Origin of the sequence: Streptomyces sp. CB01201, from assembly GCF_002803085.1 — a bacterium.
In the GTDB taxonomy this organism is placed as follows: Bacteria; Actinomycetota; Actinomycetes; order Streptomycetales; family Streptomycetaceae; genus Streptomyces; species Streptomyces hundungensis.
In genome coordinates this window covers 427,114-439,088 of the sequence record NZ_NNBJ01000005.1, presented here as the reverse complement: position 1 = coordinate 439,088, position 11,975 = coordinate 427,114, and the positions used below count along the sequence as shown (strand labels likewise).

Annotated in this window: 11 protein-coding genes, 1 tRNA gene and 2 pseudogenes; 5 read left to right on the top strand and 9 right to left on the bottom strand. The window is 68.7% G+C overall.

From position 1 onward, the window contains the following. Positions 1-84: 84 nt before the first annotated feature. Positions 85-570 (bottom strand): annotated as a pseudogene (locus tag CG740_RS14090) (transposase); the annotation flags it as partial. 29 nt (positions 571-599) lie between these two features. On the opposite strand from CG740_RS14090, the pseudogene CG740_RS41885 reads away from it, so the two are divergent. Further along, positions 600-770: pseudogene (locus CG740_RS41885) on the top strand (hypothetical protein); the annotation flags it as partial. Positions 771-786: 16 nt separating this feature from the next. Here CG740_RS41885 and CG740_RS14085 read toward each other — a convergent pair. Further along, positions 787-1,407: a TetR/AcrR family transcriptional regulator gene (locus tag CG740_RS14085; RefSeq protein ID WP_100575413.1), complete on the bottom strand. Its 621-nt coding sequence runs from the start codon at positions 1,405-1,407 to the stop codon at positions 787-789. A 171-nt stretch (positions 1,408-1,578) separates the two neighbouring features. Here CG740_RS14085 and CG740_RS14080 point away from each other — a divergent pair, with 171 nt between their 5' ends. The 3 genes from CG740_RS14080 to CG740_RS14065 all read left to right on the top strand — a co-directional run bounded on the left by CG740_RS14080 (position 1,579) and on the right by CG740_RS14065 (position 5,209). Next, positions 1,579-2,502 (top strand): GNAT family N-acetyltransferase, encoded by a 924-nt coding sequence (locus tag CG740_RS14080; RefSeq protein WP_100575412.1) that lies wholly within the window; start codon positions 1,579-1,581, stop codon positions 2,500-2,502. 170 nt (positions 2,503-2,672) lie between these two features. Next, complete coding sequence (locus CG740_RS14075; protein ID WP_100575411.1) at positions 2,673-3,095, top strand: DUF3592 domain-containing protein; 423 nt, start codon at positions 2,673-2,675, stop codon at positions 3,093-3,095. An 896-nt stretch (positions 3,096-3,991) separates the two neighbouring features. Further along, complete coding sequence (locus tag CG740_RS14065) at positions 3,992-5,209, top strand: tyrosine-type recombinase/integrase (RefSeq protein ID WP_100575410.1); 1,218 nt, start codon at positions 3,992-3,994, stop codon at positions 5,207-5,209. Positions 5,210-5,308: 99 nt separating this feature from the next. Here the strand turns inward: CG740_RS14065 and CG740_RS14060 are convergent. From CG740_RS14060 to CG740_RS14050, 3 genes are all read right to left on the bottom strand, one after another. Then, positions 5,309-5,382, bottom strand: a tRNA-Pro gene (locus CG740_RS14060). Positions 5,383-5,487: 105 nt separating this feature from the next. Then, positions 5,488-5,838: an MmcQ/YjbR family DNA-binding protein gene (locus CG740_RS14055; protein WP_100575409.1), complete on the bottom strand. Its 351-nt coding sequence runs from the start codon at positions 5,836-5,838 to the stop codon at positions 5,488-5,490. A gap of 70 nt (positions 5,839-5,908) precedes the next feature. Beyond that, positions 5,909-7,090: a Gfo/Idh/MocA family protein gene (locus tag CG740_RS14050; protein ID WP_100575408.1), complete on the bottom strand. Its 1,182-nt coding sequence runs from the start codon at positions 7,088-7,090 to the stop codon at positions 5,909-5,911. Between the two features lie 1,675 nt (positions 7,091-8,765). Between CG740_RS14050 and CG740_RS14045 the strand changes: the two genes are divergently transcribed. After that, a complete protein-coding gene (locus CG740_RS14045) occupies positions 8,766-9,971 on the top strand; it encodes an acyl-CoA dehydrogenase family protein (RefSeq protein WP_100575407.1) in 1,206 nt (401 codons plus the stop codon). Positions 9,972-9,995: 24 nt separating this feature from the next. Here CG740_RS14045 and CG740_RS14040 read toward each other — a convergent pair whose 3' ends face one another. Genes CG740_RS14040 through CG740_RS14025 form a run of 4 tightly spaced genes read right to left on the bottom strand, consistent with a single transcriptional unit; the run spans position 9,996 to position 11,971 of the window. Next, positions 9,996-10,565: a GAF domain-containing protein gene (locus CG740_RS14040; RefSeq protein WP_100575406.1), complete on the bottom strand. Its 570-nt coding sequence runs from the start codon at positions 10,563-10,565 to the stop codon at positions 9,996-9,998. A gap of 2 nt (positions 10,566-10,567) precedes the next feature. Next, positions 10,568-11,185: a GTP-binding protein gene (locus tag CG740_RS14035; protein ID WP_199846436.1), complete on the bottom strand. Its 618-nt coding sequence runs from the start codon at positions 11,183-11,185 to the stop codon at positions 10,568-10,570. Continuing rightward, positions 11,163-11,534, bottom strand: coding sequence for a DUF742 domain-containing protein (locus CG740_RS14030; RefSeq protein ID WP_100575405.1), 372 nt, complete (start codon positions 11,532-11,534; stop codon positions 11,163-11,165). The genes CG740_RS14035 and CG740_RS14030 overlap by 23 nt, the downstream gene beginning before the upstream one ends. Positions 11,535-11,536: 2 nt before the next feature. Next, positions 11,537-11,971, bottom strand: coding sequence for a roadblock/LC7 domain-containing protein (locus CG740_RS14025; protein WP_053730984.1), 435 nt, complete (start codon positions 11,969-11,971; stop codon positions 11,537-11,539). Between the last annotated feature and the right edge of the window lie 4 nt (positions 11,972-11,975).

Genomic DNA, 11,975 nt, shown 5'->3' with positions numbered 1-11,975 from the left:
CATCCCGACAGCGTCCCACCTAAACCGCCACCACACCCACCAAACTTACGAAAAGATCAGTAGAAGACATCTCATTTGGTGAGTCACGAGCGGGACAAGGGCCTGGCTGTCGTGCAGGTTGGCACCGGAAATGCAGACAGAGGCAGACTGGATCGCTCGGTGATCAAGTGGACCTTCGACCCTTATTTGCCCCGGTCGACAGGATTAGGACTCGTCAGGTCCCCCTTTTCAGGGCCCGCATGTTCACCGAGTCAGATCGCGCAACGAGACCAGCCCAGCTCCCCACGAGCACCAAGTTCGTCGAGGACCGGGCGGTGGAGCTTGGCCCACGCCCTGGCCTTCGACCACTCCGGGAACCGCCGGTGGGCCGTCGCACCCGACGGCCCGAACGACGCCGACGGCACCTGCTGCCAGGTACAACCCGCTGTGGCCACGAATACGATCGCGGCCAGCACCTCCCGGTCGCCGTGCCGTCGCCGCCCACCACCGAGGCCGCGACGGCGCCTCCGGCACCACCCGCTGGAACAACACCCACAACTCGTCCGGCACCAACCGCTCCACCATGGCCATCACGGCGGTCAGCCTAGTGACCAAGCCAGTTGAGACGGCCTCTGAGACGCCATGCCAGTGTCCGTCGGATCCTGGCGCGCATCGAAAACGAGGGCGAGCGGCTCGCCGCGATCCGCGAGCCGTCTCCGCAATTGCGTGCGGGAATTGGACGCCCGGCCAGGTCAAATCGGCGAGTCGGGCGCCAGGTCGCCAAGGCCGCCCCATCCCAGGAGAAGATCAACGCGAACCATACCCCGGCCCGGGACCGGGGTGTTGGGTGCCGTAGGCGGCGAGGAACATGTCCAGCAAGGCGTCGACCTCGGCAGCGCCGATGGGTCTGGTCGAGAGCAGGTGTCGGTAGTACAGAGCTCCGCACAGGACCTCGGCGGGGAAGGTCAGGTCTGTGTCCGTGGTGAGTTCTCCCGCGCGCTGAGCACGTGTGATGCGGTCGAGGGTGCGCTCTTCGACGGTGGCGAGGAAGCGTTGGTGAAGTGCATCGCGCAGGGAGGGATCGGCTTGCGCCTCGGCGATGGCTGCGCGGTAGACGGGGCCGATGGGCGGCTCTGCCAGGGCTGTGCTGGAGCGCAGGAACTGCTCGCGCAGGTCCGCCCGAAGGTCGCCGGTGTCGCGGTAGTTGAGGTCACTGATCCACACATGGCCGAGCGCGTCCATGATCAGCACAGGCTTGGACGGCCAGCGCCGGTAGATGGTGTGCTTTCCCACCCCTGCTTTACGGGCCACCGCCTCCATGGTGAGTGATCCGTAGCCGGTCTCGACTGCGAGGTCGAGCGTGACGCGCAGAAGGTCCGCGGTCCGCGCGGCGCCCCGGCGCCGCGGGGCGGTGGGTGGGTCTGTCACGCCGTCGAGCCTATCGGCACAGTACGTGCCGTTGACGCCATCCCGAAAGGAAGGCACGATCCACAACGGCACGCACTGTGCCGATAGGGGGTGATGCTGCGCGATGGACGTACGCCCTCCCCCACGGGCACCTGGCGTGTTCGCCGCAGACCGATGGGAAGGGTCCTTATCTTGCTCGCCATCCGTACGGCCCGTCCCGACGAACTACCCGCGCTGGTGACCTTTCCCGATGACGCCCCACGCAATACCGCCACGGCCGCCTACCTGACAGGCTTGCTGGAGAGCGGGTGCACCCGGCCCGACTGGTGTCTGGTGGCAGAGTCCGAGGGCCGGTTGGCGGGCTGTGTCGTGCTGTGGACGATTCCCGGACGCGACGTTCCCATGGACATCGTGCTGCTGGAACCGGGCGACCCGGACACCGGCCGGGCGCTGCTGGCATCCGCCGCCGAGCGCGCCCGGGCACTCGGCGCACCGAATCAGGGGCACGTTCTGGACACGCCGGCCCAGGCTCCCCAGTTTCAACGCGATCCGCAGCTGCGCCAGGCACTGCTTGCCGACGCCGGGTTCATCGTCGCCCGTGACGGCATTCGGTACGAACGCTCTGCGGGCGACGCGTTGCCGGCGCAGGACGAACGGCTGCACTGGCGTCCTCTGGCGGACCTGGGTGAGGCGCCGTTCGTGGAGCTGCTGGCCGACACGTTCACCGACACCGCGGACTCGATCTTTCAGACCGAGGTCGCCGAGCACGGCCTACGCGGTGCTGCTGAACGGCAGGTGGCCGGCATGCTGGAGATGGACCACCAGCCCGGCTGGTTCGAGATCGGTTACGACGCCGAGGGAACCCCCGTGGCCATCAGCATGCCGGCGCGTACGGCCAGCTCGGCGGTGATCGGTCTGGTCGCGGTCGCGAAAATCGGCCGGGGCCGCGGCTACGCCACCGCGGCCGTCGCCCGGGGTACGCGTGTGCTCCTCGACGCGGGCTTCGACGCGATCCGTGGAGACTGCGACGCGGGCAACATCGGCATGGCCAGAGCATTCCAGCGCGCCGGATACCGCACCTTCGCCCACCGGAAGATGTACACCCGCCCGCTGTGATCCGCGGGGACTGCGCTGGGAGCGAGAGCAGGGGTTGAACCGGCCCCGCCCCAGCAGCCGTCACTCCAGGCTGCCGCAAGATCCCGCCAACTGAAATGGCGACTCAAGGGGTTGCAGAACTCGGCACCCCGGGCACGATGAGACATCGAGTCCCGGGCGGGGAGACGTGCATGACAACGCAAAACCTTGTGGCGCTGGCGTTCTACGGAGCTGTGGCGGTGGGCCTGGCTGCCGTGGCGTTCTATCTGTTGAAGGCGTGGCGTAAGGGTAGGCGTCTGAGCAGCGTCGGCATCCGAACCACCGCACGCTGCAGCTATCTTCAGGTTTTCGACGGCGGTGTGTCCGTGCACTTCGACTACGAGGTCGAGGGGGTCACATACAGCGGAGAATCTTCCATACTCTCGGGCACGGGAGCCGGTTCAGGACAGGACGTGATCATCCTCTATGACCCGGCTCGGCCGTCGCTGGCCAACACCGAGGAAGGCGTGTCGAACAACCGATTTCATCTAGTGGCATCGGTCGCCGCTGCCGCCGTAGCCGCCTTTCTCGCAGTTTTCCTTCTGGCAGTTGGTCTTGCTACCGCGCTCCAGTAACGCCACGACGAGTCGGGCAGGATCGAACTGTTCACCGCTGCCGGTCGGATCAGTCACCGGGGAACCGATCAGGACACCTCCACTGCCCGCATGAAGCCCGATGCGGCCGTCACCCTCTGGTGCGCCAGCCGTCGTTGCTCGGCCGGCATCCGCTTCTCAAGGGCCTGGCAGACGTCCCATGCAACAAGAACACTGCCAAATGAGATGACTTCTTAGCCGCTCAAATCTACGCAGCTGGCCGCAGATACTCGGCCCCACGAAGTCAGCGGCACCCGTGCCTCGAATCCTCGGCCAACTGGCCGCCTGGACAACGATGCAACATTCTCGACACGCATCAGAACGAGCGTCACGCGCCATCTCAACCTCATGAGACCGACCCGGAACCTCGTCGTGAGCGAGAGAAACATAGCCGCACATCGCCGGTTAGCCAAACCGGCGTTTCCACAGACGATTGATGTTCATTGTCTGACGTGAGCACCACCGCAGACCGATCCATAGGCGATAACTCACGCGTGCTTCGGATCTGGCATCCCGCCTGTACTCCGTGTCATCCGTAGCCGGCGCTCTCCTCCTGTATCTGTCTGGTGCTCCATATCGCTCGGAGATCCACCTCACTTGCCCCTCGAACCGATAACAGATTCCACAAATCACCAGTCTTACGGGAAGGAGGATGGCGCGGGCAGCCGTTCAACGATCGCGGCCAACGGCTGGTATTCAACTAGTGACCTAGCCGCCTGCCTCCGGGTGGACGCCTCAATCCTGCGTCGCTGGCGCACCACTCGACCGCCGCAGGGTCCGCCGTTTGTCTCCATTTCGGAACGCGTCGTCATGTACAGCGCACTTGACGCGGAGGAATGGCTGCGCAGCCGCCGGACCGTGCCGGGCGGGGAAGCCTGATGGCCGACAAGGCCTCTGTTCCGGTCGGTGTCCCGCTCTCCACCGACATCGAGTACCGGCCCGATCGCCCCAATCCCTACCGTGCTCGCGTCCGCTGGTTCGATCCGGCTACGAAACGGCGCCTGTCCCTGTCGGAGGGAAAGGCGGATGAGGACGGGGCACAGGAGTGGCTCCAAGACATCATCGAAGCCGCACAGGCCGGCTTGTCCCCGTCACTGGCCACCATGAAGCTCGCCGAATACGGCGACGCGAACATGGATCTCGCCCTTCGTGGCCTGGAACTGAAGACCCTCGACCCGTATCTCGCGGGATGGCGGACGCGTGTGGTCCCCGCCCTGGGCCACCTCGCGGTAAGGATGATCACCAACGGTGTCGTCGACCGCAGCGTGCAGAACTGGATCGCCGACGAGCACAGCCGCTCGACGGTGAAGAACACCATCGCGGTCCTGGTCCGCGTCATGGAGCAGGCAGTCCGGGACGGCATCATCAAGGTGAACCCGGCCCGGGTGACCGGCTGGCAGGAGCTCTACAAGCAGGCCGAGGACGAACTCCTCGACCCACGGGCGCTGGCCCTGCCCGACTGGGAGACCCTCGTCGCCCTGGCCGACGCGCTGGTGGCCGCCTCTCACGACCAGTACCGCGGCTGGGGAGACGTCGTCGTCTTCGCGGCATGCACCGCCGCACGGATCGGGGAGCTCTCAGGCTGCCGCGTCGGGGACATCGACACCAACCAGTGGATCTGGACCGTGCGGCGACAGTCCACACCCGCGCCCGGGGGGCTGACCGACAAGGGCACCAAGGGCGAGCGGGCCCGCAAGGTTCCCATCGTCGAGGAGATCCGCCCCCTCGTCGCCGAGCGCGTCCTGTCCGCCGGCCCGAATCCCGATGCCCGCCTGTTCACCGGCCCACGCGGCGGACGTATCTCCACCGCGGTCCTGCGCGACGCCACCCACTGGGACGACGTGGTCGCCAAGCTCGGCTACGAACACCTGCGACGCCACGATCTCCGCCACACCGGACTGACCTGGTTCGCCGACGCCGGAGTCCAGGTGCACGTCCTGCGCAGGATCGCCGGCCACGGCTCCCTGACCACCACCCAGCGCTACCTGCACCCCGACGTACACAAGATCACAGCTGCGGGGGCCGCGTTCTCCGCACACATGAACGTGCTGCGCGCCCCCCGGACCCTGCCGAGCCCCATCGCCATGACCCGCTGACATCGGTCAAGGTCTCTGGTCCCCAACTGGTCCCCAAGAACGATCAAGGGCCGGTATCGGATGTCTCCGATACCGGCCCTGATCTGCGACTCCTTCGAGTCGGGACGACAGGATTTGAACCTGCGACCCCTTGACCCCCAGTCAAGTGCGCTACCAAGCTGCGCCACGTCCCGATGCCCGTCTGACCTGGGGTTTCCCCCGGCCGTTCGTGCATGAGAACAATACCGCACTTCCCCGGGTGGTCACGAACCCCTTTCGCGTCAGGTCCCGGCGGCTGCCTACGCCCCCGGCGCGGGGTGGGCGTCCAGCAGCCTGCGGGGCGCGGCCTGGCGCCAGGAGTCGATCAGGATCGCGGACAGCTCGTCGTCGCCGGTGAGCGCGGCGAGCCGCACCCTCAGCCACGCGTAGTTGTCGTCGTGTCCCTCCCGCAGGAAGAACTTGTCGGGCTCGGCCGCGATCAGCTCGTCCCGGTCCCCCTTCGGGCATTTCACGCCCATCCAGGCGTCGTCGTCACCCAGCGAGGCGAAGATCTTGCCCGCGACCCGAAAGGTGGGCTTGCCCCAGGCGGGCTTCTCCGTCGCCTCGGGAAGCCCGAGCGCGATGCGGCGTACGTCGTCGGCGGTGGCCATGGGGAAACCGTACGCCGCGCCGCCGACAGCGCGCCGGAAAACCGGGCCCCGCGGCCCCGGCCCCCGTGGGCTACCGCTGGCCCCGCTCGAAGTACGCCGCGAGGTCCGGGTCGAGCCGGGGCACCTGACGCGGGACGCCCCCGTTCCGCAGCGAGGCCGTCGCTTCGCAGCCCGCCGCGACCGCCATGCGGGCGGCGACCGGCGAGGTGTCGGTGAGGCCCCCGCCGCGCACGAAGCGCAGGAACTCGTCGATGATCATCGGATCCGCTCCGGCGTGGCCTTCGTCGTCCGGGGCGTCGGGGATGGCGTACGTCTCGTCGGGCTCGGCGCGGTACTCGGAGCGCCGGGAGTTCCACACCTTCACCTGGCCGCCGGGGCCGTCGCCGAAGTTCTCCAGGCGGCCCGCGTCACCGATGACGGTGTAGTTGCGCCAGTAGTCCGGGGTGAAGTGACACTGCTGGTACGAGGCGAGGACACCGTTGTCGAGGCGCATGTTGAGCAGCGAGACGTCCTCGACGTCGATCACCGGGTTGAGCGCGCGCTGGGTGTGCGGCGGCCAGTGGCCGTCCTCGGTGTACCAGTCGTCGGTCTTGGGTTCGCCGGGCGCCCGGCGGTGCGGGTTGTCGCCGTACACCATCAGATCGCCCATGGCCTGGACGTCGCGGGCGTAGCCGCCGGACAGCCAGTGCACCACGTCGATGTCGTGCGCGGCCTTCTGGAGCAGGAGGCCGGTGGTGTAGCGGCGCTCGGCGTGCCAGTCCTTGAAGTACCAGTCACCGCCGTATCCCACGAAATGGCGTACCCACACCGTCTTGACCGTGCCGATGGCCCCGCGGGTGATCAGGTCGCGCATCATGCGCACCACGGGCATGTGGCGCATGTTGTGGCCCACGTAGAGGCGCGTGCCGGACTCGCGCGCCGTGCGCAGGATCTCGTCGCAGCGCTCGACCGTGATGTCCAGGGGCTTCTCGACGAAGACCGGCTTCCCGGCGAGCAGCGCGGCGCGGGTGAGGTCGGCGTGGGTGTGGTCGGGGGTGAGGACGAGTACGGCGTCGAGGTTGGGCGCGTCGATGACCTCGCGGTGGTCGGCCAGGACGAGCGCGCCGGGGAAGGCGGCGGCCGCGGCCGCGCGGGCCAGGGGGTCGGGGTCGGCGACGGCGGCGACGACGGAGCCGCGGCCGGGGCGGTGTGCGGTGCGCGCGATACTGCCGCGCATCCCGTATCCGATGACGCCGATACGGAGGTCGGTCATGTCAACTTCCTTCTCGTCGGGCTGTGTTGCCGCAAACGGCGGGCGCCGAGCCAGGGCCAGGGACCAGGACCGAGGACCAGGGACAGCGATCACGGACCAGGGACCACGGACCATCGGGCCCCTCGGGCGGCGGCCAGGCGCGCGACGCACCGGTCGGCGAGCGGGCCCGGCCGTCCCCCGGCGCGCCGCACGGCTGTTGCGCGCGGCGGGCGAAGACGGCCGTTGCATCGTCGCAGCCGACGAACCGACCCCACCCGGCGGCCCCACCCGAGCCGCCGAACCAGACCGCGAAGCCCACCCGAGCCGCCGCAGCGGACCGCGAAGACCCACCTGAGCCGCCGACCTCCACCGGGTGGCCCGCCGCGCGGCCCACAGAGCCGCCGCCCCTACACCTGGCAGACCCCGCGGCCTCGACGGCACCGGAAGACCACGCAACCCCACCCGGGCAGAGCCGCACCCCCACCGCCACCCGGCCGGCGCCGCAGGACCCCGCCGACCGAACCCGCGCACTCCCCCGGCGCCGGCGCCAGAATCGGTGACCGATGCGGGCATCGGCACCACCCCCGCCCGAGCCACCGGCCACTCCCCCACGCCCAAGGCTCAGCCCGGCCCCGGCCCTGCCGCTCCCTGGCCGGATTCCTCACCACTTCCCCACACCTCACCCCACCGCCCCACCCCGCAACCCGGCGAAAGCCCCACGACCACCGCCCGTATCGCCGCTGCGATCCTGGCCGGATTCCGTCGACGCTGGTCCGGGTGGCGACGGCGCCCCGTCGGGCCCGTCCACCGGGCGGGGAATTCCGCATCGCGCGCTCCCGCGAGCGCCCCGCACCCCTTTTACGCACCGTGCACGCCACCTCGCACCTCAACGCGCCCTCGCCCGGCGCCACCGACGCCACAAGGAAATGGCCCCGGCCCCCCTTGCCAAGGGCGTGGACTCCCGCACACCGGGCGGTAGTTGCTGATCACGAGGGGAGCCCGCAGCGCTCGCCCTCGGCCGCGCCGGGCGGCCGCACGAGGTGGTGTCTCGCGCCCGGCCGCCCGGAGCGGGACGCTCCGCCGCCGGACCACGGCATTCCGATCACGGCGAGCGTCACCAAGAAACCCCAGGTCAGCCATGCGAGAGCGGACACCGCACAGATTCCGGTCGCGAGGGGCCGACGCCCCCTGCCCCGGGAACGCACCCTGCCGGGCCCGTGCCGTCCGCCACCCGACGCCACCCCAGGCGACGGAAAGTGCTGGTCGGCGGGGTGGCGCGGGGTGCGCGACATCACCCACAGGCGTGAAACCGCGACACATTTCGTCGAAGTCGAAGCCGAATCGGTTCTGCACCTGTCCTCAGATGTCATGACCGTGTCCATCTGATTCCGCTTCCTGGCCCTCAGTGCCACTTGCCCACGAAACCTTTGCCGTTGCCGTGTGGCAGAAAGTTGTGTGAAGGGGATGCAATCGACTGGGACCGAACAGGCCGGGGCACACACAACACATCGCCATCCAAACGTCAACTCGCCTTTTTCTGGCCATAGTTGACAGCGGATGGCACACGAGACGAAGTCGCACAGGGCGAAGTCGCTTCACGGTACGAGGAGGCCGGCCTCTTCGGGAGGGACCACTGCCGATGCACCACCTGCCGGGGCCACCCGGTGCAGGCGTTTCGCGGAGGAGGGCTCGCGGGATGGACGGATACTTCAACAGCCGACTGCACCAGCAACTCAGGGACGACGTAAGGCACTTCGCGGAACGCGAGGTAAGGCCGCGGATCGCCGAGATGGAGGCGGCCCGCACCGTCCAGCACGAGCTGTCGCGGCTCATCGCGCGGCAGGGCTGGATAGGGGCCACCGTCAGCCCCGCGTACGGCGGGATGGGCGTGGGACACCTCGGCAAGACCATCATCATCGAGGAGCTGTCCCGGGTGAGCGGCGCGATGGGGGCCATGGTCCAGGCCTCCCAGCTCGGCGTCGCCAAGATCGTGCATTTCGGGAACGAGGAACAGAGGAAGTGCTGGCTGCCCGCCGTCGCCGCGGGCGTGTGCCTGCCGACGATCGCGGTCACCGAACCCGAGTCGGGCGGCCATGTCCTGGGCATGGCCGCGAGCGCGGTCCGCGATGGCGACGATTACGTACTCAATGGCCGAAAAGTCTATGTGGGCAACAGTCATGTGGGCGATCTCCATGGTGTGGTCCTGCGCACCGGACCGGGCTCCAGGGGCCTCTCCGCCTTCCTCGTCGAGTCCGACCGTCCCGGCTTCTCGCTGGGCGAGCACCGCGAGGCGATGGGGCTGCACGGCTTCAGCTTCGGCGAGGTCCGTTTCGACAACTGCCGTGTGCCGGCAGCCAATCGGCTGGGCGAGGAGGGGGACGGCCTGGCCGTCGCGTACTCCTCCAGCGTCCTGTACGGGCGGGCCAACCTCACCGCCGTGTCGCTCGGCATCCATCAGGCGATCCTTGAAGAGACCACCAGGTTCTGCGCGGAACGGATCCGTTATGGCAAGCCGTTGCACGAACTGCCCAACATCAAAATCAAGTTGGGACAGTTGCAGTCCCGGGTGATGACGGCCCGGCTCGTCGCCTACCACGCGGTCCAGCTGCTCGACCAGGGGCTGCCGTGCGACGCCGAACTCATGAACGCCAAGGTCGTCAACGTGGAGTCGGCGCTGGATTCCGCGCGCAATGCCATGGAGATCCATGCGGCGGCCGGTCTGTTCACCGACCGCCCCATCGAGCGGTATCTGCGCGACGCCCACCACATCTTCGCCCCGGCCGGTACCTCCGACGTACAGCTCCTGCGGCTGGCCGAGGTGGCACTCGGCACCGCGAAGGGCCAGTGGTCGCAGCGGCTCTCCGAACTCCTGCGCATGCAGGAGATGGCCACGGCCCACTGACGGCGGACGCCTCGCGGGGACGGCTCAGAACCGGCCGTCCTCGCGGCGGTGAATCTGCTCGATCAGCTCCGCCGCCATCGACTTGATCGTCTCAAGGCCGGCCCTGCCCCAGGGCCGGGGCTCGGTGTCCACCACGCAGATCGTGCCGAGTGCGATGCCGGTGCGGTCGATGAGCGGTGCCCCGAGATAGGAGCGGATGCCGATCTCGTCCACCACCGGGTTGCCGGCGAAACGCGGGTAGTCGCACACGTCCTCCAGGACGAGCGCCTTGCGGCGGACCACGACGTGCGGGCAGTAGCCGTGGTCGCGCGCCATGATCCGGCTGACCCCGCCGGAGACGGCCGCCGCGTTCAGGTCCGAGCCGTTGTGGGAGCCGTCGGGGGTGTGCAGGCCGGCGAAGAACTGCTGGTTCTCGTCGATGAAGTTGACCATCGAGAAGGGGGCTCCGGTCACCTCCGCGAGCTTGTGCGCGAACTCGTCGAAGGCCGGGTCGGGCCGCTCCCCCATGCCCAGCTGGCGCAGCCGCTGGACACGGACCGGTGCCTCGCGGTCGACGGGGGTGAGCAGCAGATGTCCGGTCGGGTCGTACGTCATTGTCAGGCTCCAGGGCTGGTGGCTGCCGGGATGGTGGCGAGCAGGTGCTGGACCAGGGTGACCAGCGTGCGGATGCCGGAGCTGCCGATGCGGGCGTCGCAGAGCACGACGGGGACCTCGGGCTTGAGGTCTATGGCGGCCCGCACCTCCTCCGGGTCGTAGCGGTAGGAGCCGTCGAACTCGTTGACGGCGACGAGGAATCCGATGCCCCGGCGCTCGAAGAAGTCGACGGCACAGAAGCATTCGTCGAGCCGCCGGGTGTCGGCGAGGATCACCGCACCGAGCGCTCCTTCGGACAACTCGTCCCACATGAACCAGAAGCGCTCCTGTCCCGGCGTGCCGAACAGGTAGAGCACATGGCGGTCGTCGAGCGTGATGCGGCCGAAGTCCATGGCGACCGTGGTGGTGGTCTTGGACTCGATTCCTTCCAGGCTGTCGTGGGCCGCGCTGACCGTGGTGAGGAGTTCTTCGGTGGAGAGCGGTTCGATCTCGCTGACCGCTCCGACAAAGGTCGTCTTGCCGACCCCGAACCCGCCCGCGACGAGAATCTTCAGCGCGGTCGGGAACAGGTCCCCGGCGTCCCTGGCGGGCAGGGCGTCAAAGCCGTCGTCGTAGGCCATCGAGCACTGCCTCCAGCAGAGATCGGTCGGTGGGTGTGTGGGAGAGGCGGGGGGCCCGTGCGGTCACCGCCCCGCAGTCCACCAGGTCGGACAGGAGCACTTTGGTGACGACGGCCGGCAACCGTAGGTGGGCCGAGATCTCCGCCACCGAAGTGGGCCCCTTGCACAGGCCGAGTGCCTGCGAGTGCTCGGGACCCAGATGGGTCTGGGGAATGGCGCCGGTGGCCATGACCTGGGAGAGGAGGTCCAGTGTCGCGCTCGGCCGGGTGCGGCCGTTGCTCACCGTGTAGGGCCGGATCAGCCGTCCGGCCGCGTCGTCGAGCCAGGGCCCGTCCTGCGGGGCCACCACGGTCAGCTCCTCAGGCCGCTGGGGGTTCCCGCGCCCTGCCTGGCCGGGGTCACCAGGTACGGTCGTACGCTCTTCACGAGCATGGCCATCTCGTAGCCGAGGACCGCCGCGTCGGCCTCCCGGCCGGCGAGGACCGCGAGACAGGTGCCCGAACCGGCGGTGGACACGAAGAGCAGGGTGGAGTCGAGCTCCACCACGACCTGCCGCACCTCGCCCCCGTCGCCGAAGCGCGCTCCCGCGCTGCGGCCGAGCGAATACAGGCCGGAGGCGAGGGCCGCCATGTGGTCGGCGCTGTCGGTGTCCAGACCGTGGACGGATTTCACCAGTCCGTCGGAGGAGAGCAGAACCGCGTTACGGGTGTAGGGCACCCGCTGGACCAGTCCGCTCAGCAGCCAGTCGAGGTCCGAGACGTGTCCGGTCGGCGCATCGCTCGCCATGGTG